This is a genomic window from Geodermatophilus sp. SYSU D00700 (assembly GCF_054050255.1).
On the sequence record NZ_JBJGZA010000002.1, the window covers coordinates 36620 to 60847 of the forward strand.

Annotated in this window: 27 protein-coding genes and 1 riboswitch; of the genes, 16 read left to right on the top strand and 11 right to left on the bottom strand. The window is 76.1% G+C overall.

What is annotated here, in order from left to right:
* Positions 1-26: 26 nt before the first annotated feature.
* Positions 27-183, top strand: a riboswitch (cyclic di-AMP (ydaO/yuaA leader).
* 246 nt (positions 184-429) lie between these two features.
* Positions 430-1065, top strand: coding sequence for an aggregation-promoting factor C-terminal-like domain-containing protein (locus ACI79V_RS01855; protein ID WP_456886315.1), 636 nt, complete (start codon positions 430-432; stop codon positions 1063-1065).
* 64 nt (positions 1066-1129) lie between these two features.
* Here the strand turns inward: ACI79V_RS01855 and ACI79V_RS01860 are convergent, their stop codons facing one another.
* Positions 1130-2206 (bottom strand): alkene reductase, encoded by a 1077-nt coding sequence (locus ACI79V_RS01860; RefSeq protein ID WP_456886317.1) that lies wholly within the window; start codon positions 2204-2206, stop codon positions 1130-1132.
* Between the two features lie 72 nt (positions 2207-2278).
* Here ACI79V_RS01860 and ACI79V_RS01865 point away from each other — a divergent pair, with 72 nt between their 5' ends.
* The 3 genes from ACI79V_RS01865 (at position 2279) to ACI79V_RS01875 (ending at position 5805) form a co-directional block, all read left to right on the top strand.
* Positions 2279-3145, top strand: a complete 867-nt coding sequence (locus ACI79V_RS01865; protein WP_456886319.1) for an FAS1-like dehydratase domain-containing protein — start codon at positions 2279-2281, stop codon at positions 3143-3145.
* On the top strand, positions 3139-4287 hold the full coding sequence (locus tag ACI79V_RS01870; RefSeq protein ID WP_456886321.1) for an acyl-CoA dehydrogenase family protein: 1149 nt from the start codon (positions 3139-3141) through the stop codon (positions 4285-4287). The genes ACI79V_RS01865 and ACI79V_RS01870 overlap by 7 nt, the downstream gene beginning before the upstream one ends.
* A gap of 99 nt (positions 4288-4386) precedes the next feature.
* A complete protein-coding gene (locus ACI79V_RS01875; RefSeq protein WP_456886323.1) occupies positions 4387-5805 on the top strand; it encodes a DUF222 domain-containing protein in 1419 nt (472 codons plus the stop codon).
* A gap of 112 nt (positions 5806-5917) precedes the next feature.
* Here the strand turns inward: ACI79V_RS01875 and ACI79V_RS01880 are convergent, their stop codons facing one another.
* Positions 5918-6682 carry a hypothetical protein gene (locus ACI79V_RS01880; protein WP_456886325.1) on the bottom strand — a complete coding sequence of 255 codons (765 nt, stop codon included), beginning with the start codon at positions 6680-6682 and terminating at the stop codon, positions 5918-5920.
* 30 nt (positions 6683-6712) lie between these two features.
* Entirely contained in the window at positions 6713-7588 is an 876-nt protein-coding gene (locus ACI79V_RS01885) for an ABC transporter ATP-binding protein (RefSeq protein WP_456886327.1), read from the bottom strand.
* Between the two features lie 194 nt (positions 7589-7782).
* Here ACI79V_RS01885 and ACI79V_RS01890 point away from each other — a divergent pair, with 194 nt between their 5' ends.
* Together ACI79V_RS01890 and ACI79V_RS01895 are read left to right on the top strand one after the other, a co-directional pair.
* Positions 7783-8922, top strand: coding sequence for a sensor histidine kinase (locus ACI79V_RS01890; protein WP_456886329.1), 1140 nt, complete (start codon positions 7783-7785; stop codon positions 8920-8922).
* Positions 8919-9599: a response regulator transcription factor gene (locus ACI79V_RS01895; protein WP_456876294.1), complete on the top strand. Its 681-nt coding sequence runs from the start codon at positions 8919-8921 to the stop codon at positions 9597-9599. Before ACI79V_RS01890 ends, ACI79V_RS01895 begins: the two co-directional genes overlap by 4 nt.
* A 6-nt stretch (positions 9600-9605) precedes the next feature.
* Here ACI79V_RS01895 and ACI79V_RS01900 read toward each other — a convergent pair whose 3' ends face one another.
* Together ACI79V_RS01900 and ACI79V_RS01905 are read right to left on the bottom strand one after the other, a co-directional pair.
* Positions 9606-10370 carry a hypothetical protein gene (locus tag ACI79V_RS01900; protein WP_456886331.1) on the bottom strand — a complete coding sequence of 255 codons (765 nt, stop codon included), beginning with the start codon at positions 10368-10370 and terminating at the stop codon, positions 9606-9608.
* Between the two features lie 69 nt (positions 10371-10439).
* On the bottom strand, positions 10440-11075 hold the full coding sequence (locus ACI79V_RS01905; RefSeq protein WP_456886335.1) for a dihydrofolate reductase family protein: 636 nt from the start codon (positions 11073-11075) through the stop codon (positions 10440-10442).
* A 152-nt stretch (positions 11076-11227) separates the two neighbouring features.
* Here ACI79V_RS01905 and ACI79V_RS01910 point away from each other — a divergent pair, with 152 nt between their 5' ends.
* The 3 genes from ACI79V_RS01910 to ACI79V_RS01920 are packed head-to-tail and all read left to right on the top strand — an operon-like array spanning position 11228 to position 14067.
* A complete protein-coding gene (locus tag ACI79V_RS01910) occupies positions 11228-12430 on the top strand; it encodes an EAL domain-containing protein (protein ID WP_456886339.1) in 1203 nt (400 codons plus the stop codon).
* Between the two features lie 40 nt (positions 12431-12470).
* On the top strand, positions 12471-13586 hold the full coding sequence (locus ACI79V_RS01915) for a winged helix DNA-binding domain-containing protein (RefSeq protein WP_456886342.1): 1116 nt from the start codon (positions 12471-12473) through the stop codon (positions 13584-13586).
* Between the two features lie 55 nt (positions 13587-13641).
* On the top strand, positions 13642-14067 hold the full coding sequence (locus ACI79V_RS01920; RefSeq protein ID WP_456886344.1) for a DUF1707 SHOCT-like domain-containing protein: 426 nt from the start codon (positions 13642-13644) through the stop codon (positions 14065-14067).
* A gap of 66 nt (positions 14068-14133) precedes the next feature.
* On the opposite strand, the gene ACI79V_RS01925 is transcribed toward ACI79V_RS01920, so the two are convergent.
* Together ACI79V_RS01925 and ACI79V_RS01930 are read right to left on the bottom strand one after the other, a co-directional pair.
* A complete protein-coding gene (locus ACI79V_RS01925; protein WP_456886346.1) occupies positions 14134-14994 on the bottom strand; it encodes a GGDEF domain-containing protein in 861 nt (286 codons plus the stop codon).
* Positions 14995-15117: a hypothetical protein gene (locus tag ACI79V_RS01930; RefSeq protein WP_456876287.1), complete on the bottom strand. Its 123-nt coding sequence runs from the start codon at positions 15115-15117 to the stop codon at positions 14995-14997. It lies immediately after the preceding gene.
* 152 nt (positions 15118-15269) lie between these two features.
* On the opposite strand from ACI79V_RS01930, the gene ACI79V_RS01935 reads away from it, so the two are divergent.
* Together ACI79V_RS01935 and ACI79V_RS01940 are read left to right on the top strand one after the other, a co-directional pair.
* Positions 15270-17345 carry a hydantoinase/oxoprolinase family protein gene (locus ACI79V_RS01935; RefSeq protein ID WP_456886349.1) on the top strand — a complete coding sequence of 692 codons (2076 nt, stop codon included), beginning with the start codon at positions 15270-15272 and terminating at the stop codon, positions 17343-17345.
* Positions 17342-19261: a hydantoinase B/oxoprolinase family protein gene (locus ACI79V_RS01940; RefSeq protein ID WP_456886351.1), complete on the top strand. Its 1920-nt coding sequence runs from the start codon at positions 17342-17344 to the stop codon at positions 19259-19261. The genes ACI79V_RS01935 and ACI79V_RS01940 overlap by 4 nt, the downstream gene beginning before the upstream one ends.
* 51 nt (positions 19262-19312) lie before the next feature.
* On the opposite strand, the gene ACI79V_RS01945 is transcribed toward ACI79V_RS01940, so the two are convergent.
* Positions 19313-19510 (bottom strand): hypothetical protein, encoded by a 198-nt coding sequence (locus tag ACI79V_RS01945; RefSeq protein ID WP_456886353.1) that lies wholly within the window; start codon positions 19508-19510, stop codon positions 19313-19315.
* 32 nt (positions 19511-19542) lie between these two features.
* Complete coding sequence (locus tag ACI79V_RS01950) at positions 19543-20364, bottom strand: helix-turn-helix domain-containing protein (RefSeq protein WP_456886355.1); 822 nt, start codon at positions 20362-20364, stop codon at positions 19543-19545.
* 86 nt (positions 20365-20450) lie between these two features.
* On the opposite strand from ACI79V_RS01950, the gene ACI79V_RS01955 reads away from it, so the two are divergent.
* The 3 genes from ACI79V_RS01955 to ACI79V_RS01965 all read left to right on the top strand — a co-directional run bounded on the left by ACI79V_RS01955 (position 20451) and on the right by ACI79V_RS01965 (position 21455).
* Positions 20451-20852 carry a hypothetical protein gene (locus ACI79V_RS01955; protein ID WP_456886357.1) on the top strand — a complete coding sequence of 134 codons (402 nt, stop codon included), beginning with the start codon at positions 20451-20453 and terminating at the stop codon, positions 20850-20852.
* 27 nt (positions 20853-20879) lie between these two features.
* A complete protein-coding gene (locus ACI79V_RS01960) occupies positions 20880-21248 on the top strand; it encodes a nuclear transport factor 2 family protein (protein WP_456886359.1) in 369 nt (122 codons plus the stop codon).
* 84 nt (positions 21249-21332) lie between these two features.
* Entirely contained in the window at positions 21333-21455 is a 123-nt protein-coding gene (locus ACI79V_RS01965) for a hypothetical protein (RefSeq protein ID WP_456886363.1), read from the top strand.
* Here ACI79V_RS01965 and ACI79V_RS01970 read toward each other — a convergent pair.
* A complete protein-coding gene (locus ACI79V_RS01970; protein ID WP_456886365.1) occupies positions 21452-21937 on the bottom strand; it encodes a DnaJ family domain-containing protein in 486 nt (161 codons plus the stop codon). The genes ACI79V_RS01965 and ACI79V_RS01970 overlap by 4 nt on opposite strands.
* Before the next feature lie 47 nt (positions 21938-21984).
* On the opposite strand from ACI79V_RS01970, the gene ACI79V_RS01975 reads away from it, so the two are divergent.
* Positions 21985-22527 (top strand): NUDIX domain-containing protein, encoded by a 543-nt coding sequence (locus tag ACI79V_RS01975; RefSeq protein ID WP_456886369.1) that lies wholly within the window; start codon positions 21985-21987, stop codon positions 22525-22527.
* Between the two features lie 186 nt (positions 22528-22713).
* Positions 22714-23727, top strand: a complete 1014-nt coding sequence (locus tag ACI79V_RS01980; protein ID WP_456886371.1) for an ATP-dependent DNA ligase — start codon at positions 22714-22716, stop codon at positions 23725-23727.
* On the opposite strand, the gene ACI79V_RS01985 is transcribed toward ACI79V_RS01980, so the two are convergent.
* The gene (locus tag ACI79V_RS01985) at positions 23724-24227 is read right to left on the bottom strand and encodes a MarR family winged helix-turn-helix transcriptional regulator (protein ID WP_456876276.1); all 504 of its coding nucleotides are present in this window, start codon (positions 24225-24227) and stop codon (positions 23724-23726) included. The genes ACI79V_RS01980 and ACI79V_RS01985 overlap by 4 nt on opposite strands.
* Position 24228: the final 1 nt, after the last annotated feature.

The following is a 24228-nucleotide window of genomic DNA, read 5'->3' on the forward strand; positions in this document are numbered from 1 at the left end:
TCGTCTCGTCCCCGTCCGGGGGCCCCTGCCGGATGCCGCCGAGTCGCGCCCACCCCCGTGGGTGCGAGCCGGGGACCCACCTGCACCACCGGGGTGAGTCCCGCTCCCGGCCCTCCGGGAGCGGGTAGGGCACTCCCAGCCCGAACCCGTCAGCTCACCTGGTAGGCGGCCACGGGAGGACGGAGTACATCCGCGCCCTGGGGCCCCGAGCCCCCGCGCGCCCAGGTCCGGGACCGTCGCGCTCCCGCCTGCCCAGCCACTGCACGCAGCAGCCGTCGCACGCCCGCAGCCGGGCCCCTGGTCCGGCCGGTGCCGCGCGCCCGGCTGCCGACCCCTGCCCTCACGGGCCTCGGGGCCCACCGCATCCCGACCCACCCGGCGCCGTCCGGTGACGGCGTCCGGCGACCACACCTCCAGGAGGACGACCCGATGCATGCCCCCACCGACCTCGAGCACACCGCCGCCCAGGACACCCTCGTCGCCGCGCGACCGCGCCGCCGCGTCCTGCACCTGCTGACCGCCACGGGGGCGATGACCCTCGCCCTCACCTTCGGCGGGCAGGCGGTGGCCCAAGCCGACGACCACTGGGACTCCGGTGACCGCAGCTCCAGCTCCCAGTGGGGCGGCTGGGACGGTGACCGCGACGGTGGCTGGAACCAGGGCGACGGCGAGGCGGCGCCCGCCGCTCCCGCGGCGGCACCGGCTCCCGCGCCGGCCTCCGCACCCGCCCCGGCACCGGCTCCCGCGCCGGCCGCGGCACCCGCCGCCTCGGGCGAGGCGGCCTACAAGGACTACGCCCTGGCCCAGCTCGGCGGGAACGCCACCCAGTTCGGCTGCCTCGAGCAGCTCTGGGAGCGGGAGAGCGGCTGGAACCCGAACGCGCAGAACCCCAGCAGCACCGCCTACGGCATCGCCCAGTTCCTCGACTCCACCTGGGCGGGCACCGGCATCGCGAAGACGTCGGACCCGTACCGGCAGATCGACGCGGGGCTGGTCTACATCGAGAACCGGTACGGCAGCCCCTGCGCGGCCTGGAGCCACTTCCAGGCCAACAACTGGTACTGACCGACTGACCCGGGAGCCCCCTCCGGCCCGTCCGGTGGGGGCTCCCGGGTCGCCGCGCGGCGTCTCAGCTGGCGCGCAGTGTGGGGTAGTCGGTGTAGCCCTCGGCACCCGACGCGTAGAACAGGTGCGACCGGATCTCGTTCTCCGGGTGCTCCCCGGCCCAGCGCTCGACCAGGTCGGGGTTGGCGATCACCGCCCGGCCCACGGCGACGACGTCGGCGTGCGCGGCCTCGATGAGCGCCACCGCCTCCTCGCGGGTGGTGACGGCGCCGAAGCCGCTGTTGGCCATCAGCGGCGCGCCGGAGCGGCGGCGCAGCTCCTGGACCAGGTCGCCGGCGGGCTCCCGGTGCAGCACCGACAGGTAGGCCAGGCCGAGCGGACGCAGCCGGTCGAGCAGCGCGCCGTAGGTGGCGAGGACGTCGCCGCGGTCGGGCTCGAGGACGTCCTGGATGCCGTGCTCGGGCGAGATCCGCAGGCCCACGCGGCCGGCGCCGATCGCGTTGGCGACCGCGGTGACCACCTCGGCCACCAGGCGGGCCCGGTTCTCCGGCGAGCCGCCGTACTCGTCGTCGCGGACGTTGGACGACGGCGCCAGGAACTCGTGCAGCAGGTAGCCGTTGGCGCCGTGGACCTCCACGCCGTCCAGCCCGGCCTCCACGGCGCGCTCGGCGGCCCGCCGGAAGTCCCGGACGACGTCCCGGACCTCCTCGGTGGTCAGCGCGTGCGGCACCGGGTAGGGCTGCTTGCCCTTCTCGGTGTGGCCGGCGCCGTCGATCGCGATGGCGCTGGGGGCCACCACGCGGCGGCCGCCGTTGACGTCGGGGTGGGTGACCCGCCCGCCGTGCATGACCTGCAGGACGATCCGGCCGCCGCGGGCGTGCACCGCCTCGGCGACGCGGCGCCAGCCGGCCACCTGCTCGTCGGTGACGATGCCGGGCTGGCCGACGAAGGACTGCGACTCGTGGTTCGGGTAGGTGCCCTCGGTGACGACCAGGCCAACGCCGGCGCGCTGCGCGTAGTGCTCGACGACGAGGTCGCCGGGCACGCCCGAGGAGCCGGACCGCATCCGGGTCAGGGGCGCCATGGCCACGCGGTTGGCGAGCTCGAGGTCGCCGAGTTTCACGGGTGAGAACAGGTCCACGCCGGTTCCGACACCCGCACGGCCCGCGCCATTCCGGGGTGCGGGCGGCGTCACAGGCGGCACGATGACGCCGTGTCCTCCCTGACCGACGCCGTCGCGGGCTGGTCCCCGGGCCCGCTGACCGGCACCGCGGTGGTCGCGCCCGGGCCCGCGGCCGCCTTCGCCGCGCTGCTCGACCAGCCCGCCCCGCCGCTGGCCGACGGCGACCCGCTGCCGCCGGGCTGGCACGTGTTCACCTTCCTCGACCGGCCGGCCACCGCCGACCTCGGCGACGACGGCCACCCCCGCGCCGGGCACTTCCTCCCGCCGCTGCCGCACCGGCGCCGGATGATCGCCGGCGGGCGGCTCCAGGTCACCGCTCCGCTGCGGGTGGGGTCGGCGGTGGAGCGGACGTCGTCGCTGGCCCGCTGCGAGGTCAAGACCGGCCGGAGCGGGGAGATGCTGCTGGTCACCGTGCGCAGCGAGTACCGGGAGGACGGCGCGCTGCTGGTCACCGAGGAGCAGGACGTCGTCTACCGCTCCCAGGAGGCCGGCTCCTCCCCGGCCCCGGCGGGCGCCGGCTCCCCCGCCGACATCGGCGACCACGTGGTCGAGGTGCTGCCCGACCCGCCGCTGCTGTTCCGGTTCAGCGCACTCACCTACAACGCGCACCGCATCCACTACGACCAGCCCTACGCGACGCAGGTGGAGGGTCACCCGGGTCTGGTCGTGCACGGGCCGCTGCTGGCGCTGCTGCTGCTGGAGGTCCCGCGCCGTCACCTGCCGGACCGGTCCGTCACGTCGTTCAGCCACCGCCTGGTCCGCCCGGCGTACGCGGGTCCGCCGGTGCGGGCGGGCGGGCGGCTCGACGGCGACCGGTTCGCGCTGTCCGCGGGGACGGTGGGCGCGCCCGCGTCGGTCACCGGGACCGCGGTGCTCGCCGAGGGCCCGCGGTGCTGAGCCCCGAGGAGCGCGACATCGTCGCCATCGTGCGGGCCTTCGTCGACCGGGAGGTCCGCCCGGTCGTCCGCGAGCTCGAGCACGCCGACGAGTACCCCGAGGCGCTGGTCGAGCGGATGAAGGAGCTCGGCGCCTTCGGCCTGGCCGTCCCCGAGCCGTGGGGCGAGGCCCCGGTGTCGATGCCCTGCTACGCGCTGGTCACCGCGGAGCTCGCCCGCGGGTGGATGTCGCTGGCGGGCGCGATGGGCGGGCACACCGTCGTCGCGAAGCTGCTGGTCGCCTTCGGCACCCGGGAGCAGCAGGACCGCTGGCTGCCGCGCATGGCGACCGGCGAGGTCCGGGCGACGATGGCGCTCACCGAGCCCGGTGGCGGGTCGGACCTGCAGGCGATGACCACGGTGGCGCGACGCGACGGCGAGGGGTACGTCGTCGACGGCGCCAAGACCTGGATCAGCAACGCCCGCCGCTCACAGCTGGTCGCGCTGCTGTGCAAGACCGACCCGGCGGCGCGGCCGCGGCACCGCGGGGTGTCGGTGCTGCTGGTGGAGCACGGACCAGGACTGACGGTGTCGCGCGACCTGCCCAAGCTCGGCTACAAGGGCGTGGAGAGCTGCGAGCTGGTGTTCGATGCGTACCGCGCGCCGGCCGACGCCGTCCTGGGCGGGGTCGAGGGCCGCGGCTTCGCGCAGATGATGACCGGCCTGGAGACCGGGCGGATCCAGGTGGCGGCGCGGGCGGTGGGCGTGGGCCAGGCGGCCTTCGACGACGCGCTGCGCTACGCCCAGCAGCGGGAGAGCTTCGGCCGGCCGATCTGGCAGCACCAGTCGGTGGGCAACCTGCTCGCGGACATGGCCACCTCGCTGACCGCCGCCCGCCAGCTCCTGCTCCATGCGGCCGAGCGCCACGAGTCGGGACAGCGGTCGGACATGGAGGCCGGGATGGCCAAGCTGTTCGCCTCCGAGACGGCGATGCGCATCGCGCTGGACGCCATCCGCGTGCACGGCGGCCACGGCTACTCGACCGAGTTCGACGTCGAGCGCTACTTCCGCGACGCCCCGCTGATGATCGTCGGCGAGGGCACCAACGAGATCCAGCGCGACGTCATCGCCCGCCAGCTGGTGGCCCGCGGCGGGCTCGACTGAGCCCGTCGACGTTCCCGCGGGAACGCTCCGCGCCGGTGACCAGCGGTTCTGTCGGCAGCCCCTCCTAGCGTGTCGGACACACGTTCGAGGAGGACGCCGATGGACGGGCCCACCGACCTGCCGCTCGACGAGCTCGCCCGGCGCATCACCGGCACCGCCGTCCGGCTGGCCGCCGCGACGGCGGAGTGGCTCGCACTGATCGCAGAGTTCGACCGCCGCGAGGGCTGGGGCGGCGCCGGCCTCCGGTCGTGCGCCCACTGGCTGGCCTGGCAGTGCGGCCTGTCCCCCGGCGCGGCCCGCGAGCACGTCCGCGTCGCCCGCGCCCTGACCGGCCTACCACGCATCCGGGAGTCCTTCGCGTCCGGCCGGCTCTCCTACTCGAAGGTGCGGGCGCTCACCCGGGTCGCCGAGCCCGACACCGAGGCCGCGCTGCTCGACCTCGCGCGCGAGGCCACCGCGGCCCAGGTCGAGCGGGTGGTCCGCGCCTGGCGCCGGTCGGACGCCGTCGACGCCGGGACCGTGCGCGACAAGCGGCGGTTCGAGCACTGGTGGGACGACGACGGGATGCTGCACCTGCGCATGTGCCTGGACGCCGAGGAGGGCGCGGCGTTCCTCGCCGGCGTCGACTCCCTCGCCGAACGCGACGCCCGCCGCGACCGGGCGGCCGCCCGGCGGGAGGGCGAGCCCGGGCGCGGGGGCGACGGGCCGGCCGACGGGGTCGACGAGGTGGCCCTCGCCCGGGAGCGGACGGCGGCGCGCCGCTGCTCCGCGGTTGCCCGGCTGGCCGCCGCCGCACCGGAGGCCGACCGCCGGGCCGGGGACCCGCCGCGGCGCGAGGTCGTCGTGCACGTCGACGCCGCGGTCCTCGCCGACGACGCCGCGGCCGGCCGGGCCCACCTGGAGGGCGGGCCGGCGCTGCACGGCAGCCAGGTGCGGCGGATGCTCTGCGAGGCCACGGTCGTCACCATGCTGTCGCGCGGACGCGAGCCGCTCGCCGTGGGCCGCGCCCGGCGGCTGGCCACCCGGGCCCAGCGACGGGCGCTGTCCCGCCGCGACGGTGGGTGCGCGCGGCCCGGGTGCCCGGAGACGCGCGTGGCGCGGCTGCACGCGCACCACCTGCGCCACTGGCTGTTCGGCGGCGCCACGGACCTGGACAACCTGGTCCTGCTCTGCGACGCCGACCACGGCCTGGCCCACGACCTCGACCTGGTCATGACGCGGCAAGCAGGTGAGTTGGTCGCCATCACACCCGACGGCCGCCGGGTGTGGGGCCGGGGAGACGTCGCCTTCGCCGCCGGCGTGGAGGGAGCCGACGGCGGCGGCGACGGGACCGCGCCGACCGGTTCGGCGCTCGTGACCCGGCTCGTCCCGCGCCAGGAGTCCGACCAGCCCGGCTCGCTGGCCGGGGGTGGCGAGCGCATGGACCTCGGCTACGTCGTCGGCGTGCTGCTGGGCAACCGCGACCTCGAGCGCCGGCTGGCCGCCGAGCGGGCCGGTCGGCTCGACCCGGCGGCCTGATCCCGCCGTCCCGCGGCCGGGCGTTCCGCCGGAGCGGTGGCCGGGCGTTCCCGCGGGAACGGGCGGACCCTCCCGGCCGCGGTGGGCCGGGAGGGTCCGGGTGAGGCGGATGTCAGGCGACCGCTCGGCGGCGGGTGAGGACGGTGCCAGCGACCAGGCTGACGACCACCCAGCCGGTCAGGACCAGCACCTGGGTGCTGCCGCCGTGCCCGAGGGCCAGACCCAGCACGGCGTCGGCCGGGTCGAGCTTCCCGGCGAGGCCCGGCTGGGCCATCCGCAGGACCGGCATGACGCCCAGGACGGTCAGGTACAGCCCGGTCAGCGCTGCCGGCGAGTTCGCCACGGCCGCGCCCACACCGGCGCCGACGACCGCGAAGGCCGCACCGGCCGCGACCACGACCCCGAACGCCTGCGGGACGCCGTCCCACGTCAGGTCCCCGACGGGCGCCACCGCCAGGACGCCGGCGGTCGCCGCGGTCGCGACGGCGGCCAGCGTGGCACCGAGGAGGGCCACGGCGACCGTCTTCGCGGCCACCACCCGCCCGCGCTGCGGCACCACCAGGAAGGTGGTCTGCACGGTCCGGTGGGTCCACTCGCCGGCGGTCGACAACACCCCGAGCGCGAGCAGGACCAGCACGGTGACCAGACCGAGCGCGCCGACCGGCCCGGTGGCCGAGCCGAGGTCGTCGTCGCTGGTCGCGGCCATGACGGCCGCGGCGACGGGTGCGAGCAGTGCCGACACCAGCGCGAGCGTCCGCCCCGACCGGGTGGACAGGGACTTGCGGATCTCCAGGCCGACCAGGGTGGCCGGCGACGCACCCCGCTCGCGGACGGCGGGACGCGCGGTGGACGAGGGTGCGGGGGTGAGGGTGGTCATGGCGAGCTCCGGGAGGAGGGATGGGGTGGGTCAGGAGGCGGAGGTGAGCTGGAAGAAGAGGTCCTCGATGCCGCGCTGGACCGGGCGCAGGTCGGTCAGGACGTGGCCTCCGGCCGCCGCGACCGCCCCGACCGCGCCGGGCTCGGCGCCGGGGACCACCAGGACGCCGTCGGCGCCGTGTTGCACGTGGAACCCGGCGTCCTCCAGCGCGCGGGCGAGCGCGGCCGGGTCGGCGGCGTGGACGGTGGTGCCCTCGCCGCCGAGCAGCTCGGTCACCGGGCCGTCGGCGACCAGCCGGCCGGCGCCGATCACCAGCAGCCGGTCGACGGTGTGCTCGACCTCGCCGAGCAGGTGGCTGGACAGCAGCACCGTGCCGCCGCGCGCGGCGTGCCCGCGCAGCAGGTCGCGCATCCAGCGGATGCCCTCGGGGTCCAGGCCGTTGGCCGGCTCGTCGAACACCAGCACCGGCGGGTCGGCCAGCAGCGCCCCGGCGATGCCCAGCCGCTGCCGCATGCCGAGGGAGTAGCCGCCGATCCGCCGCCGCGCGGCTGCGGAGAGGCCGACCAGCTCCAGCACCTCGTCGACCCGCGGCCGCGGTACCCCGATGGCCGTGGCGAGCAGCTGCAGGTGCACCCGCCCGGTGCGGCCCGGGTGCACGGCCGAGGCGTCGAGCAGCGTCCCGACGACGGCGCCCGGGTTGGGCAGCTCCCGGTAGGGCCGGCCGTCGACGAGCGCGGTCCCCGAGGTGGCCGGCACCAGGCCGGTCACCATCCGCATCGTCGTGGTCTTGCCGGCGCCGTTGGGACCGAGGAAGCCGGTCACCGTGCCGGGCTCGAGCGTGAAGGACACGTCGTCGACGACGGTCCGGGAGCCGTACTGCTTGGTCAGCCCGCTGACCTCGATCATGGGGACCTCCTCGGTCGCCGACCGGTCCGTCCGGTCACGACGACGAGAGTGGCCGCGGCCGGGGGCGCGCCGCGTCGGCCGCGGGGCTGGACCTGCGGCACCGGGAGTCGTACGCCGTGTCGCCCGATCGGAGACGTCGGACGTCGACCGTCGGGCGACCCGCGGGCACGGCGCGGCGTCCTACGCTCCGCGGCATGGGGCTGCGCGCTCGCCTGTGGCCGGGACTCGGGCCGCGCAGCATCGCGTTCGAGGTGGCCTTGGCACTGCTCGGCACGGTCGCCGTCGGCCTGTCGGCGGCGACCCCGGGCAGCGGTCGCCTGGCCGTCGTCGTCCCGGGGACCGTCCTCCTGGTCGTCACCCTCGCCCTGCTGCGCCGCCGCGCGCCGCTGGTCCCGTTCGGCATCGGCGCCGTCCTGTCGGCCCTCTCCCCCGCGGTCACCGTCGCGAGCCTGCTGACCGCCTACGCCGTGGGCCGGTACGAGCCGCGTTGGCCGGTGCGCTCGGCGGCGGCGGTCGTGGGGGTCGTCGCGGTCGCCCAGCCGTGGACGCTGACCTCGGTGGACCAGTGGGTCGGCGCCGTCGGCGGCGCCACGCTCGTCGTCCTGCTCCCCGGGGCGCTCGGCGCCTGGGCGCGCACGCGCGCCGAGCTGGTCGACGCGCTGACCGGCCGGGCCGAACGGGCCGAGGCCGAGCGGGAGCTGCTGGCCCGCGAGGCCGTCCTCACCGAGCGGACCCGGATCGCCCGGGAGATGCACGACGCGGTCGGCCACCGGGTGAGCCTCATGGTGCTGCAGGCGGGGGCCATCGAGGTGGCCGCTGGGGACCGGGACCGCGTGCAGCAGCTGGCCGGCCAGGTGCAGGAGGCCGGACGGCGCGCGCTGGAGGAGCTGCGGCAGATGGTCGGCGTGCTGCGTGCCGGGGACCTCGACGAGGCTGCGCCGCTGGGCCCCCAGCCGGGGCCGGCCGACCTGCCCCGGCTGGTCCAGGCGGCCCGGGAGGCAGGGATGACGGTGCGCTGGAGCGGACCCGCGGAGGGGACCGCGCCGGTCGACCCCGCCGTCGGGCGGGCGGCGTACCGCATCGTGCAGGAGGCGCTGACCAACGCCGGCCGGCACGCCCCCGACGCACCGGTCGAGGTCACCGTCGAGCGGTGCCCGGGTGAGCTGCGCGTCCGGGTGGTCAACGGCCGCCCGTCGCACGTCCCGGACGCCGTCCCCGGCGGGGGCTTCGGCCTGGTGGGGCTGGCCGAGCGGGTGCGCACGCTCGGCGGCCGGCTGCGCGCCGAGCCGCGTCTGGACGGCGGCTTCGACGTCGAGGCGGTGCTGCCGGCATGAGCGGCTCCGCCGGGCAGCCGCGGATCCGGGTGGTCCTGGTCGACGACGAGGAGCTGGTCCGGTTCGGTCTGCGCACCGTCCTCGAGGCCGCCGGTGACATCGAGGTCGTCGGCGAGGCCGCGGACGGTGCCGCGGGGGTCGCCGCGGCCCGGGACCTGCGCCCCGACGTCGTCCTCACCGACATCCGGATGCCCCGCATGGACGGGCTGGCCGCCACCCGCGAGATCCTCGCGCTCCCCGACCCGCCGCAGGTCGCGGTGCTGACCACCTTCCACCTCGACGAGTACGTCTACGCGGCGCTGGCCGCCGGCGCGGCGGGCTTCCTCCTCAAGGACACCCCGCCGCGGGAGATCGCCGCGGCGGTGCGGGCGGTGGCCGACGGGACGGCGACCCTGTCCCCCGCGGTCACCGCGACGCTCATCGAGTCCTACGTCGACCGGCGGGCCGCACCGCGGCGCGCGCAGGCGCTGCGGCGGGTCGCGGCGTTGTCCGACCGCGAGCGCGAGGTGCTGGCCCTGCTGGGCAGCGGCGGGTCCAACGCCGAGCTCGCCGGGCGGCTGTTCGTCAGCGAGGCGACCGTGAAGACCTACGTCTCCCGGCTGCTGACCAAGCTCGACCTGGCCAACCGGACGCAGGCGGCGATCCTCGCCCACGAGGCCGGCCTGCTCGAGGGCTGACCCGGCTCACCGCGGCGTCAGCAGCCGGCGGGTCTGCCGCGCCCGGGCGAGCAGCGACCCGTCCTCGGCGCGCAGCTCGGCGTCGTCCACGGCCACGTCGTCGTCGACCCAGGTGGTCACCTGGTCGACCAGCACCCACGCGCCCGGGGCCGGCGGCGGCCCGGCGAGGTGCGCGGTCAGCTCGACGGTCGGGACGGCGAGCGGCGTGGTGCGGACGGCGAACAGCGACGGCGGCAGCGCGTCGATCAGCACGCCGAGCTGGACCAGCGGCTCGAGGTCGCCGTCGATGCGCGCCCACGCGGTCAGCCGCGGCTCGTCGCCACCGGCCAGCGGCCGCGTCGTGCCCAGTGCGCGGACCGAGAGGTGCTCGGCGAAGGGCACCAGCTCGCGCGGCAGCGCGAACGGCACCCCGTCGGCCACGGCGGGGACGGGTGCGGGCGCCCCCGGCCGGACGGGCCGGGCCAGGGTGAGCACCTGCGCGACCGCGGCGACCCGCCCGCCCTGGTCCAGCGTGGCCCGCACGCTGCCGGTGGTGCCCGCCCGGTCGGCGACGGCCTCGACGTGCGCCTCCGTCGCGGGCTCGACCCCGGCCAGCAGGTGCGCGGCCACCGCCCGCGGCGCGGCGCCGGTCAGGTCCGCCGCCGCGGCCAACAGGTGCCCGACCACCAGCCCGCCCTGCACGTGGGTGAAGGACCGCCAGCTCGGGTCGAACGTCAGCACCCGCCCGGGCGCCGGACGGGCGGTCGGGACGAGAGCGGCGGTCAGGCTCACGGTTCCTCCAGTCGCGCCGGTTGGACTGTCCAACCGACCCGAGGAGGAACCCTACCGCAGTCAGTATGGTCATCCAACCGACGCGGTGTCGTCCAGCGCGTACGAGCCGGTGGTCACCTCACCGACGCGCCGGTGGGCGGTCATGACGGCGCCGGTGGAGGTGGTCGCCGACGAGACCGTCTCCCACGTCCGCGGGGCCGCCCCGCCCTCGAACAGCCGCTTGCCCTGGCCCAGGACGACGGGGAAGACGATCGTGCGGAGCTCGTCGACGAGGTCCTCGGCGAGCAGGGTCTGCACCAGCCCCACCGAGCCGTGCACCTGCAGCTCCCCGCCGTCGGCGGCCTTGAGTTCCCGCACGGCGGCCGGGACGTCGTCGCCGAGGAGGCGGGCCGTCGACCACTCGAGCGAGGTGAGCGTCCGCGAGGCGACGTGCTTGGTCTTCGTCTGCAGCGCCTGGGCCACCGGGTCGCCCGTCGCGTCCACGTGCGGCCAGTGCGCCGCGAAGATCTCGTAGGTGCGGCGGCCGAGGAGGAAGTCCTCGGCACCGGCGAACCAGGCGTCCATCTGCCGGCCGAAGGCCTCGTCGGCGTGCGGGACCAGCCAGCCACCGAAGGGGAAGCCGCCGGAGGGGTCCTCCTCCGGGCCGCCGGGGGCCTGGGCGACCCCGTCGAGGGTCAGGAACGTGGTGACGACGAGCGGGCGCATCGGGTCCTCCTCGGTGCCGGGTGACGGTGTCGGGGTGCAGACGGCGCCCGGCGCCGGGACTCATCGGTCCGGGTGAGCCCGGGGGTGACCACTCCAGTCGTGCCCGCCCGGTGTCGATGGGAGGGGACTGGCCTTCCGGACGAGGAGCACCCATGGCACGACAGCGCACGGACGCGCAGCAGCAGATCGCCGACCTGCTGCGGACGGCGAGGAAGTCGCTGCACATGAGCGTGGCGTTCCTCAGCCGGCTCGACGGCACGACCCAGCACTTCGAGGTGGTCGACAGCCGGGTGCCGGCCCTGTTCCGGGACGGCGCCACGGCCGTCCAGGAGACGTCCTTCTGCCAGAAGATCCTCGACGGGGAGCTGCCCGCCGTCATCGACGACGTCACGCGGTACCCGCTCGCGATGTCGCTGCCCGCGGCCCGCATCCCGCGCATCCGCAGCTACGTCTCGGCGCCGGTGACGCTGTCCGACGGCACCCTGTACGGCACCTTCTGCGCGTTCGGCTTCACCTCCGACGAGGAGCTCACCCGCCGGGACGAGTCGCTCATGACGGTCCTGGCCTCGGCCGCGTCGGTGGTCATCGAGCCCGAGGTCCGCGAGCAGCAGCGCCGCGACGACATCGACGGCCGGCTCGGGCCGCTGGTGCAGGCGGGCGGCCCCAGCGTCGTCCTGCAGCCGATCGTCGACCTCGCCACCGGGCAGCGGGTGGGCGCCGAGGCGCTCAGCCGGTTCCCGCGCGAGTGGGGCAAGGGCCCCGACGTCGTCTTCGAGGAGGCGCACAGCGTCGGCCGCGGCCACGAGGTGGAGCTGCTCGCCCTGCGCGGCGCGGCCGCACACCTGGACCGGGTCGGCGGCTACGTGGCCATGAACGTCTCCCCGCAGACCCTGCTGACGCCGGAGTTCGCCGGGCTGCTGGGGGAGCTGCCCCTCGACCGCGTCCTGCTCGAGCTCTCCGAGCACGACCCGGTCGAGGACTACGACGAGCTCACCCGCGTGCTGCTGCCCTTCCGCGCCGCCGGGATGCGGCTGGCCATCGACGACGTCGGCGCCGGCTTCTCCTCGCTGCGCCACATCGTCGTGACCGACCCCGACGTGATCAAGGTGGACCGCAGCATCGTCAGCGGCCTGGACACCGACCCGGTGCTCGCCCGGCTGGTCGCGTCCCTGGTGACCTTCGGGCACGGCTGCGGCGTGACGGTGGTCGCCGAGGGCATCGAGACCGCCGAGGAGGCCGACGCGCTGCGCGGGCTCGGCGTCGACCTCGGCCAGGGCTGGTTCTTCGGCCGCCCCGGGCCGCCGGAGGCCCTGGCCCCCGTCGCGCCCGCGCGGGCCGAGCCCCAGCCGGTCTGATCCCTCCCGGCCGTCGGCGCCCGGGGCTAGCGTGCGCGCCGTGCCGCAGACCGCGTCCCGCGCCGACGTCCTGGCCTCCCGGGTCACCGCCCAGCAGCTGGACCGGGAGTCCGGCACGGCCGCCGACACCGCCGTCCTCGACCTCGGCGTGCAGGACACCGGTCCCGACGGCGGGCTGTGGGCCCTGGCCCTCCGCGGCGTCGACGTGGCGGCCCTGGACCCGGCCGAGCTGGCCACCGTCTGGACCGTCCGCGGCGCCCCGCACCTCCACCGCCGCGCCGACCTGCCCGCCGTCGCCGCCGCGACCGCCCCGTTCTCCGAGGACGACGCGGCCAAGCGGGTGTTCGACGCGGCGAGGCCGCTGAAGGCGGCGGGCATCCCCGTGCTCACCGCGCTGGACCGGATCGCCGAGCGGATGCGGGCGATCGTCACCGCGCCGACGGTCAAGGGCGAGATGTCGCGGGCGCTGTCGGACGCCCTCATGGAGGACGGCGGGCCCGGTCCCTACAACCGGTACTGCCGCCCCTGCGACGCGGTGCACCTCTACGAGCAGCCGTTCCGCCTCGCGGCACTGCGGGCCGGGCTCGAGCTGCAGCCGGGCACCTCGCCACCGGTGCTGCAGCCGGTGCCCGGTTTCGCGCCGGCGGACACCGTCCCCGACCGGCTCGACGTCGTCCGCGGGTACCTGTACCTGCTGGGCCCGGCCACGCCGCAGCACGTGGCCGGCTACCTCGACGCCCCGGTCGCGGACGTGAGGGCGCACTGGCCCGACGACGCCGTCGAGGTGACGGTGGACGGGCAGCGGCGCTGGGTGCTCGCCGGCGACGTCGAGCGGCTCGGGACGGCGCCGCCCGCGGTCACCCGGCTGCTCGGCCCGTTCGACCTGTTCCTGCAGGGCCGCGACCGCGAGACGCTGGTCGCCGACCCCGCCCGCCGGAAGGCGCTGTGGCCGGTGCTCGGCCGGCCCGGAGCGGTGCTGCACGACGGCGACCTCGCCGGACTGTGGCGGCCACGCAAGGCCGGCAGCGCGCTCACCGTCACCGTCGAGCCGTGGCGGCCGGTGACCGGGGCGCTCCGGGCGCGCATCGAGGAGCAGGCCGAGCGCCTGGCCGCCTTCCGCGGGATCCGGCTGAAGGCCGTCGAGGTGACCGGCTGAACCGTCCACCGGACGACGGACCCGCTCGGGGGCCCGCGGTGCCACGATGTGGCGCATGACCGAGCCGGTCCGCACCGCAGACCTCCGGGTGTCCGACGTCGAGCGCACCGCCGTCCAGGAACGGCTGCGCCGTGCGGTGGGCGACGGCCAGCTCGACCTGCACGAGTTCGACGAGCGGCTGCAGGCGGTGTGGGCCGCGCGCACCCGCGGCGAGCTGCAGCGGATCACCCTCGACCTGCCCGAGCCGCCGCCCCCGCCGCCGCCGGCTCCCCGGCACCGGGTCTTCTCCGACACCGCCGGCGGCACCACGATGCGGGTGCTCACCACGGTGTGGGCGTGCGTGGTGGCGGTCAACGTCGTCGTCTGGCTGCTGGTGTCGCTGGGCAACGGCGATGCCGTCTACCCGTGGCCGATCTGGTTCGTCCCGTCGGGCGCGGTGCTCGCCGTCCTCTACGCCACCGGGATCGGCCGCCCCCGGTAGTTGCTCGAACGGCCCCGTTGCAGGGTCCCGCCGCGAGCCTGCGAGCGGTGGGGGCAAGGGGGTCCTTCATCGCTCCGAACGTCGTCGCTGCCGGGTCTTGGCCCCGTACATCGCCCGGTCGGCGCGGGCGACGACGTCGTCGGGGGTGTCGCCGGGCCGGCCGACGGCCCCACCGATGCTCATCCCGACCCGCAGCGGCCCGGCCACGGTCGGCACCGGCGCGGTCACCCGCGCGGACACCAGCGCGGCCAGCTCGCCGACGTCGGACTCGTCGCAGTCGGGCGAGAGCACCACGAACTCGTCGCCGCCGAAGCGGGCGACGACGTCGCCGGGCCCGGCCGCAGCCTGCAGCCGGGCGGCGACCTCCACGAGCACCGAGTCGCCGACGCCGTGCCCGTGCACGTCGTTGACCCCCTTGAAGCCGTCGAGGTCGCAGAAGAGCACCCCGCAGGGGTCGGCCGACCGCGGGTCGAGCCGGCGGGTGAGCTCCTCGAAGAACGTGTGCCGGTTGGCGATGCCGGTCAGCCGGTCGGTGCGGGCCCGCTGCGCGAGCAGCTCCTCCCGCCGCCGCTGCTCGGTGACGTCGATGCCGATGCAGGCCACCGCGAAGGGCCGGCCGTCGGGACCGGTCAGGACGTTGTTGCGCATCGACACCAGCCGGCGGGCGCCGTCCCGGTCGAGCCAGTCCCCCTCCTGGGGGTGTGCCCGGCCGGTCCGCACCGCCTGCTCGACGGCGTCACGGGCCAGCTCCCGGTGCTCGGGGACGACCCACACCTCCCAGAAGGGCAGCCCGAGCAGCTCCTCGGCGCACCGCCCGGTGAAGCGCTGCAGCGCGGGGTTGGCCAGCAGGATCCGGCCGTCGGCGCCCACGACGGTGACGAGGGCGTCGGTGCCCTCGACGAACCCCTGCGCCAGCCGGTCGTCCACTCAGCCCCGCGCGTCGCGGACGGCGCGCACCCCGGCCCGGCCGCGGTCCTCGCGGCCGCCGTGCACCCGGACCATGTCGGCTCCTCCCCCGTCGGCGTCCGCCGACACACCGGATGAGACCACGGTGACCGTCCCACGTCGACGGGCCGGTCCGGGTTCCCGTACCGGCCGGTCCGGTGCCTGCGCCGGGACGCCGGGCCGGCTCAGCGGAGCACCCACGGACCCTCGGCGCGGCTCTTCCCGGACCTGATGTCTCAGCACTAAGGTATCCGGGCATGGCAGCGGCGCGCCGGGTGCGGATCGGCATCGACACCGGGGGCACGTTCACCGACGTGGTCGCCGTCGACGAGGAGACCGGGGCGACGACCACCACCAAGACGCCCTCCACCCCCGCCGACCCGGCCGAGGGCTTCCTCACCGGCGTCCGCAAGGTCCTCGGCCTGCTGGGCCTGCCCGGCGACGCGGTCACCGCGGTCAGCCACGGGACGACGGTGGCGACCAACCAGCTGCTCGAGGGCAGGCTCGACCGGATCGGCTTCGTCACGACCGAGGGCTACGAGTCGGTGCTGGAGATCGCCCGGCAGTCGGTGCCCGACGGGTACGGCAACAGCTACTTCTGGGTCAAGCCGCCGCGGATCGTGCCGGCCGACCTGGTGCGCACCGTCCGCGGCCGGCTCGACCACCACGGCGAGGAGGTGCGCCCGTTCGACGAGGGCGACGCCCGCGCGGCCGCCCGCTTCTTCCGCGACGCCGGCATCACCACCATCGGCGTCTGCTTCCTGCACGCCTACGCGGACGACGCGCACGAGCGCCGGATGCTCGAGGTCCTCCGCGAGGAGCACCCCGACGCCGTGGTCAGCATCAGCTCCGAGGTGCTGCGCGAGTACCGGGAGTACGAGCGGTCGGTGACCACGCTGGTCGACGCCGCGGTCAAGCCGAGGGTCGGCGCGTACGTCACGAACATCCGCACCCGGCTCGACGAGATCGCCCCGGGCGTGCCGTTCTACGTGATGAAGAGCAACGGCGGCGTGCTCTCGGCCGGCGAGGTCGTGCACCAGCCGATCACCACGATGCTCTCCGGCCCGGCCGCCGGGGCCCTGGGCGCGGCGCTCATCGCGGGCACCGCCGGCTTCGACCGGGTGCTCACCTGCGACGGCGGCGGCACCTCGACCGACGTCACCGTCGTCATCGACGGCGAGCCGACGCTCACCACCGAGGGCTCGGTGGGCGACTACCCGTCGAAGATCCCGATGATCGACGTCGTCACCGTTGGGGCGGGCGGCGGCTCGATCGCGTGGCTCTCCCCCGAGGGCACGCTCAAGGTGGGCCCGCGCTCGGCCGGCGCCGACCCCGGCCCGATGTGCTACCCCGGCGGCGGCGACCAGCCCACCGTCACCGACGCGCACGTCGTCCTCGGCCGGATCCCCCCGCACCTGCTCGGCGGGGAGATCCCGCTGTCGGTGGACGCCGCCCGCGCGGGGCTGACCGCGCTCGGGGAACGGCTGGGGCTGTCGCTGGAGCGCACCGCCACCGGCATCCTCGAGATCTCCGCGTGGAACCAGGCCAACGCGCTGCGCCAGGTCACCGTGGCCCGCGGTCTCGACGTCCGCGACTTCACCCTCACCACCTTCGGCGGCTCCGGCTCGCTGCTGGCCTGCCGCCTGATGGACGTGCTCGGCCTGCCCCGCACGCTGGTGCCGCCGAACCCCGGCAACGTCAGCGCGTTCGGGCTGCTGACCGTCGACGTCCGCAACGACTACGTGCAGACCGTCGTCAGCCGGCACCTCGACCTCGACCTGGCGCGCGTGCGGTCGGTCTTCGGCGACCTCGAGGCCCAGGCGCGCACGGCGCTGGACGGCGAGGGCTTCGACCGCGCCGAGCAGCGGATGCAGCGGACGGCGGACCTGCGCTACGTGGGCCAGGCGTTCGAGGTGCGCGTCCCGGTGGCCGACGGCGAGCTCGACCGGGCCGCGGCGGAGGACGTCGCGCAGGCCTTCCACGCCGCCCACCGCCGGCTCTACGGCTACGACTTCGCCGACGACCCGCGCCAGGCCGTCGAGTGGGTCAACCTCCGGGTCAGCGGGATCGGGCCGATCCGCCGTCCCGACGTGGTGGAGCTGCCCGCCGGCGACGGCGGCGTCGAGCGCGCCGTCACCGGCTCGCGGCGGGTGTTCTTCGACGACTGGGTGGACACCCCGACCCACGACCGCACCCGGCTGGCCCCCGGCGACGTGGTGGCCGGGCCGGCGGTCGTCGAGGAGTTCGGCTCGACCGTCCCGGTGCACCCCGGTTTCGCGGCCACCGTCGACCGCTTCGGGAACCTGCTGCTGACGAAGGAGGCGGGCCAGTGAGCGAGCTCGCGAGCTCACCCGACCGGCAGGGCGCCTTCCCCACGGGCACCCTCACCGGGGGGAAGGCCGACGCCGACCCGGTGCTGGTCGAGATCGTCGCCGGCACGCTGGCCGCGATCGAGAAGGAGGTCGAGACCTCCATCGGCCGCACCTCGCGTTCGCCGATGATCCGCGACGCGCACGACTTCCGGGCCGGCATCCACGACCGGGAGCTGCGCAAGCTCACCGGCCGGTCGTACTCGGCGCTCGTGCACCCGGTGGTGCGCGACCACCCGATCGAGACCATGCACCCCGGTGACGTCTTCTTCCACAACGACGTCTACCTCTCCGAGGGCGGGATCGGGCACCTGCCCGACCTGTGCGTCACCGTGCCGGTGTTCGCCCACCTGGACGGCGCCGAGCGGGTCGTCGCCTTCGTCCAGGCCTTCGGGCACCACGACGACATCGGCGGCGCGGTGCCCGGGTCGATGCCCAGCGCGGCGACCAGCGTGTACGAGGAGGGGCTCATGGTCCCCCCGATCAAGCTGTGGGACCGCGGCGTGCCCAACCAGGCGGCGCTGGCGATCATGACCCGCAACTCGCGCATGCCCGACTCGCTGGCCGCCGACCTCGACGCCGAGTGCTCGGCCTGCCTGGCCGGCGCCCGCCGCCTCGGTGAGCTGTTCGACCGCTACGGGGTGGAGGCCGTCGAGGCGTGCTTCGACGCGATCCTGGCCAACTCCACCGAGGTCTACCGGCGCGAGATCCTGTCGCAGATCCCCGACGGCACCTACGTCTGGGAGGACTACGCCGAGCACGACGGCGTCGAGGAGCCCAAGCTCCACCGGCAGCGGATCACGCTGACCATGGACTCCACCCGGGAGACGCCGCTGGTCATCGACTTCACCGGCACCGGCCCGCAGGCCAAGGGCCCGATCAACCACTGCGGCGACTACGCCGACGGCAACTTCCTCAAGAAGTGGCTGGCGCCGATCCTGCGCAACCTCGCCGAGACGCCCGAGCGGATGGCCGAGCTCGACGTCAACGAGGGCGTCGTCCCGCTGATCGAGATGCGGTTCCCGGAGAAGGGCACGCTGCTCACGCCGGTCTTCCCGGCACCGACCAACGCGCGGACGTTCGTCATCCTGCGCCTGCTGGGCGTCCTCGCCGGCGTGCTGGCCAAGGCCACCGGCGGCCGGATGCCCGCCGACCAGGAGACGATCCGCTACACCGGCGTCTACGGCACCGACCTCGACGGCCGGCCCTACCTCATGCGCGAGGTGCTCGGCGGCGGGTCGGGCGGCCGGTACTACGCCGACGGCGAGGACACCATCCACGTCGTCCCGGACTCGCGGAACCTGCCGACCGAGTTCACCGAGGGCCGCTTCCCGCTGCGCGTCGAGCGGCTGGGCCTGGCGCTGGACTCCGGCGGTCCCGGCCGCCACCGCGGCGGCTGCGGCTACGAGAAGCACATCCGGGTGCTGCGCGACGCGCACTTCATGTCGATCGCCGACCGCTCGATCCTGTCCTGCTGGGGCGTCAAGGGCGGGAAGGCCGGGCGGCCGTTCCAGGTGACCGTCGACCCGGGCGGCCCGGACGAGCGCGAGGTCGACGCGCTCGCCGACGCCGAGCCGCTGCCGGCGGGCACGGTCGTGCGCATCCGGACGACGGGCGGCGGCGGCTGGGGGGACCCGCTCGACCGGCCGGTCGACGAGGTCCTGCGGGACATCGCCTGGCGCAAGGTGTCCGTGCGGGGCGCCCGTGACGACTACGGCGTCGTCGTCGGCGAGGACGGCACGGCCGACGTGGAGGCGACCGACGCCCTGCGGGCGCAGCTGCGCGCGGCCCGCACCGGCGACGAGCCGTTCTTCGACCGCGGCCCGGGCTACGCGCGGCTCTCGGGCGGGGCGACGTCCAACGAGTTCGACGTCCTGTAGGCGCAGTCGTGCTCTGCCCCCGATCGGGGGCAGAGCACGAGCGACGGCGGATCAGGTGTCGAGCTCGGTGCTGTGCGGCGGGGGCTTGGCCTCGTCGCCGGTCTCGCCGTCGTCGCCGTGGTAGCTCGGGTGGTCGGTGGTGCGCGGGTCGTCGTCCCCCGCGGCCTCGACGTCCTCGGGGACCAGGGGCGTCTCGTGCAGCACGTTCTCCCGCGCCTGGTCGCGGTCGGTGCCCGGGACCTCGGTCATGGCTCCTCCTCGGGGTTCGGGTGCTGCGTGCCCTACCCCGTCACCGGGCGGCCAGGCGCGGGTTCGCCACCGGTGAACGGGCGCACCCGCAGCACCTCGGCGGTGCGCTCGTCGGCGGGCAGGAACGCCTCGACCGAGAGCTCGGCGGCGGTGAGGTCGACGGCGGTGCCGAAGGTGGTCACCGTGCTGAGGAAGGACAGCACCTCCTCGCCCGCGCGCAGCCGCAGCGGCACCGCGATCCCGTCCGGCGTCGAGCGGTCGGTGCCGCCGGGGAGCGCGGCCAGCTCGCGGTGCAGCGCGGCCAGCCCGGGATCGCCGGTCAGGTGCGCCTCGCGGTCCAGCCGGTGCAGCACGTGCGCCCGCCACTGCGGCAGGTTGGCGATCCGCGGCGCCAGCCCCTCCGGGTGCAGGCTCAGCCGCAGCACGTTGACCGGCGGCTCGAGCAGGTGCGCCGCCACGCCGTCGAGGAGCATCACCACGCCGGCGTTGGCCGTCACCAGCGCCCAGGACCGGTCGACGGCGAGGGCCGGGAACGGCTCGTACGCGCTGAGCACCAGGTCGAGGGCCCGGGTGACGGCGGCCATGTCGGGCGAGCCGAGCGAGCGACGGCCGTAGGCGGGGGCGAACCCGGCGGCGAGCAGCAGGTCGTTGCGCTCGCGCAGCGGCACGTCGAGCCGCTCGGCCAGCCGCAGCAGCATCTCCCGGCTCGGCCGCGCCCGGCCGGTCTCGAGGAAGCTCAGGTGCCGGGCGGAGACCCCGGCGTCGACGGCCAGGTCCAGCTGGGAGAGCCGGCGGCGCTGCCGCCAGCCGCGCAGCAGCCGGCCGACCGGCGGCGCGGTGGCGGTGGTGGTCACGGCACGGACGCTAGCGACGGCGCCGCCGGGCGTCGCCTACCTCCGAGGTAATCGACGCGCCTCCCCGGCGGCTCCACGGTCGTCCCATGACAACGACCGCCACCCCCACCCGCCGCCCCCTCGACCTGCTCCGCGTGGCGCTGCGCCTGGACGCCGTCGTCACCGGCGTCAACGGCGCCGCCTACCTGGTCGCCGCCCCGCTGCTGACCGGCCTGCTCGGGATCCCCTCCGGGGCGCTGCGCGGCCTGGGCGCCTTCCTGCTCGCCTTCGCCGCCGGCGTCGCACTGGTCGCGGCGCGCCGTCCGGTGCCGGCCGGGGCCGTCGAGGCCGTCGTCGGCGCCAACCTGCTGTGGGCGGCCGGCAGCGTCGCCGCCGTCGTCACCGGCCGGTTCGACCTGACCGCCGCCGGCACCGGCTGGGTGCTGCTCCAGGCCGCCGTCGTCGCCGGGTTCGCCGCCCTGCAGCTCACCGCCCTCCGCACCCGCTGACCCCCATCCGGACAGGAGAGACCCGCCATGACCGCCACGACCGACCTCGCCGATCGCTACCTCGACGCCTGGAACGAAGAGGACCCCGCCGCGCGGCGGGCCCTCGTCGACGAGCTGCTCACCGACGACGTCCGCTACACCGACCCGCTGGCCGACGTCGAGGGCCGGGACGGGGTGGACGGCCTCATCGCCGCCGTCCGGTCCCGGTTCCCCGCCTTCGTCTTCCGCCTCGCCGGACCCGCCGACGCCCACCACGACCAGGTGCGTTTCACGTGGCACCTCGGGCCCGACGGCGCCGAGCCGCCGGTGACCGGGTTCGACGTCGCGGTGACCGACGGCGACGGCCGCATCCGCACCGTCCTCGGTTTCCTCGACCGCGTGCCCACGCCGGACTGAACCGTCACCCCTCGCGGCCACCATGGCGCCGGGACCACCGACCGGGTGGTCCCGGCGCCGTGCCCGGGAGAGGGAGGACCACCGGTGGACAGTGAGCTGGTGCAGCGGTACGCGTCGGCGCTGGGCGCCCGCGACCGGGACGCGTTCGACCACCGGCCCGAGCCCCACGAGCCGCCCGTCGGCCGGGAGCACCTGCTCGAGCGCTAGCGTCCGCGCCGCCGCTGCCACCAGCGGCGGCGGGGCGGCACCTCGGCCCGGACCTCCTCCACCGGCGGCGGGGGCGGGCGGTCGCGCCGCCAGCCCGCCACCAGCGCCTCGACGTCGGCCAGGCCCGGCACCGGCGACCACCGGCTCTCCTGCGGCCGGCGCCAGAAGGCCTCGACGCGGGCGTTGTAGTCCTCGGCGACGGCGCGGACGGCGGCCTCCGACGGCAGCGGGGCGACGCGGGCGGGCAGGTCGTCGCGCTCCCGGCGCAGCGCCAGCCCGGGCGGCAGCATCTCGGCCGGCGTGATGCCCTCGCGGCGGGCCTTGGCCACCGCCCAGTCGTAGACGGTCTCGTCCGGGTCGAAGGCCGGCAGCGGGCGCCCGGCGCCGCGCAGTCCGCTGAAGTCCCCGCGCTCCTGGGCCTGGTGGATCTGCCGTTCCACCCAGGTCTCGAACGACACCCCGGCCGGCTTGCGCTCGGTCACCCGCTCACCTCCTGTCCCCATGGTCCGCCCCTGCGATGCTCGGCTGCATGCGGACGACGGGCAGCCGGGAGATCTACCGCAACCCCTGGATCCGGGTGCGCGAGGACACCGTGGAACGGGCCGACGGGTCGACCGGCGTCTACTCCGTCGTCGAGAAGCCGCACTTCGCCATCGTCCTGGCCGCCGAGCGGGACGGGTTCTGGCTGGTCGAGCAGTTCCGCCACCCGGTGGGCCGCCGGGCCTGGGAGTTCCCGCAGGGCACCTGGTCCGCCGAGGCACTGGCCGCTGGCAGCGGCGGGACGCCCGAGGAGCTGGCCCGCGCCGAGCTGGCCGAGGAGACCGGGCTGCGGGCCGAGCGGCTCGAGCACCTGGGCCACCTCGACCTCGCGCCGGGCCTGTCGACGCAGGAGTTCGACGTCTGGCTGGCCACCGGCCTCACCCCGGGCCCGACCGCCCGGGAGGTCACCGAGGCCGACATGGTGACGGCGTTCGTGCCCGAGACCGAGCTGAGGGCGATGGTCGCCGAGGGCCGGTTCACCGACGGCCCCTCGCTCGCCGCCTACGCGCTGTACCTCCTACGGTGCCATTAGCGCTACAAAGGCACTCTGCACTCGGGGTCACCCCCTCCGGGTCCCGTGACCCGATCGTGCCTCGACAGCGGGCCTCCGCTCGTGCCTGCCTCCGCCGCCGTCGCGGAGCGTCGCGACCTGCCCTGAACGGGTGATCCGGCAGCTCAGGAGCCTGCGCGGGCGGTGGGCAGGCCCGACGCTGACCGGGTGCCGCTCTCCGTCCCCGGGTTGCCGGGCCTGCCGCCCGACCTGGCCGGCCCGGTCGCGGTGGAGCTGGCCAAGCCCGTCCGGGACCTGCCGACGGCGGACGCGCTGCCCGGCGGCTGCCGCTACGAGCCCAAGTGGGACGGCTACCGGCTGGTCGTCGTCCGCGGTGCCACCGGCACCCGGCTGTGGTCCAAGCAGGGCCGAGACCTCACCGACCGGTTCCCCGACCTCGCCGCGGCCGCGCTCGCCCAGGTCCCGGCCGGCACCGTGCTCGACGGCGAGGTCGTCGTCTGGGGCGGCGACCGGCTGGACTTCGGCCTGCTGCAGCGGCGCCTGGTCACCCCGCCGGCGCGGATGGCCGCCCTGGCCGCCGCCCACCCGGCCTCCTACGTCGCCTTCGACCTGCTCGCCTCCGGCGGCGCCGACCAGCGCCGCCGCCCGCTGCGTGCCCGCCGCGCCGCGCTCGAGGAGCTGGCGCAGCGGTGGGCGCCCCCGATGCAGCTCTCCCCGGTGACCGCCGACCCCGCCGAGGCCCGCCGGTGGGCCGAGGACCTGCGCCCGCTGGGCATCGAGGGCCTGGTGGCCAAGGGCGCGGCCACCCGCTACGCCGGCGGCCGCCGCGAGTGGCTGAAGGTCAAGTCCTGGGAGACCACCGAGGTCGTCGCCGGCGGCGTCATCGGCACGCTCGAGCGCCCCGGCCAGCTCGTCGCCGGGCGCTACCGCGACGGCGAACTGGTCGTCGTCGGCCGGACCGGCCCGCTCTCCCCCGCGCAGGCCGAGGAGCTGGCCGCCGTCCTCACGCCCGCCGGCCCCGACCACCCGTGGCCCGACCGGATCGGCACCGGCCGCTTCGGCGGCGGGCGGCTGTCGGTCGCCCTCACCCGGGTCGAGCCGGTCGCCGTCGTGGAGGTCAGCGCCGACGCGGCCCTGACCGCCGGGGTGTTCCGGCACCCGCTGCGCTTCGTGCGGGTGCGTCCCGACCTCACCGTCGACGACGTGCCCCCTGCCGGCTAGGGACGCTGGGGCAGCCGTCCCAGCGTCACCAGGAACCGGCGCAGCAGCCCGGCCAGCTGCGTGAGCTCGTCGTCGCTGAGGCCGGCGAGCAGGCCTCGTTCGGTCTCCAGGTGGTCGGGCAGCGCGGCGTCCAGCGCCTCCCGGCCGGCCGGGGTCAGCGTGACGACGACGGCCCGCCCGTCGGCGTCGCTGCGCGTGCGGGTGATCAGCTCCCGTTCCTCGAGCCGGTCCAGCCGCTGGGTGATGGCGCCGGAGGTGACCAGGGCGGTCCGCATGAGCGCCGTGGGGGTCAGCTGGTAGGGCTCACCGGCCCGGCGCAGGGCGGCGAGGACGTCGAACGACGGCGCGTCGAGGCCGTGCCGGGCGAAGGTGGCGCGCTGGGCCAGGTGCACCTCGCGCTGCAGCTGGGTGATCCGGCCGATGACCCCCATCGGCGAGCAGTCGAGGTCGGGGCGCTCCCGCGCCCACTGCTCGAGGATGAGGTCGACGGCATCCTCCACG

What these genes read in the sequence shown, in the direction of transcription:
- ACI79V_RS01855 (WP_456886315.1), top strand. Translation starts at nt 430, where the DNA reads ATGCATGCCCCCACCGACCTCGAGCACACCGCCGCCCAGGACACCCTC.
- ACI79V_RS01875 (WP_456886323.1), top strand. Translation starts at nt 4,387, where the DNA reads ATGGACGGGCCCACCGACCTGCCGCTCGACGAGCTCGCCCGGCGCATC.
- ACI79V_RS01880 (WP_456886325.1), bottom strand. Translation starts at nt 6,682, where the DNA reads ATGACCACCCTCACCCCCGCACCCTCGTCCACCGCGCGTCCCGCCGTC.
- ACI79V_RS01885 (WP_456886327.1), bottom strand. Translation starts at nt 7,588, where the DNA reads ATGATCGAGGTCAGCGGGCTGACCAAGCAGTACGGCTCCCGGACCGTC.
- ACI79V_RS01890 (WP_456886329.1), top strand. Translation starts at nt 7,783, where the DNA reads ATGGGGCTGCGCGCTCGCCTGTGGCCGGGACTCGGGCCGCGCAGCATC.
- ACI79V_RS01895 (WP_456876294.1), top strand. Translation starts at nt 8,919, where the DNA reads ATGAGCGGCTCCGCCGGGCAGCCGCGGATCCGGGTGGTCCTGGTCGAC.
- ACI79V_RS01905 (WP_456886335.1), bottom strand. Translation starts at nt 11,075, where the DNA reads ATGCGCCCGCTCGTCGTCACCACGTTCCTGACCCTCGACGGGGTCGCC.
- ACI79V_RS01910 (WP_456886339.1), top strand. Translation starts at nt 11,228, where the DNA reads ATGGCACGACAGCGCACGGACGCGCAGCAGCAGATCGCCGACCTGCTG.
- ACI79V_RS01920 (WP_456886344.1), top strand. Translation starts at nt 13,642, where the DNA reads ATGACCGAGCCGGTCCGCACCGCAGACCTCCGGGTGTCCGACGTCGAG.
- ACI79V_RS01935 (WP_456886349.1), top strand. Translation starts at nt 15,270, where the DNA reads ATGGCAGCGGCGCGCCGGGTGCGGATCGGCATCGACACCGGGGGCACG.
- ACI79V_RS01945 (WP_456886353.1), bottom strand. Translation starts at nt 19,510, where the DNA reads ATGACCGAGGTCCCGGGCACCGACCGCGACCAGGCGCGGGAGAACGTG.
- ACI79V_RS01955 (WP_456886357.1), top strand. Translation starts at nt 20,451, where the DNA reads ATGACAACGACCGCCACCCCCACCCGCCGCCCCCTCGACCTGCTCCGC.
- ACI79V_RS01960 (WP_456886359.1), top strand. Translation starts at nt 20,880, where the DNA reads ATGACCGCCACGACCGACCTCGCCGATCGCTACCTCGACGCCTGGAAC.
- ACI79V_RS01975 (WP_456886369.1), top strand. Translation starts at nt 21,985, where the DNA reads ATGCGGACGACGGGCAGCCGGGAGATCTACCGCAACCCCTGGATCCGG.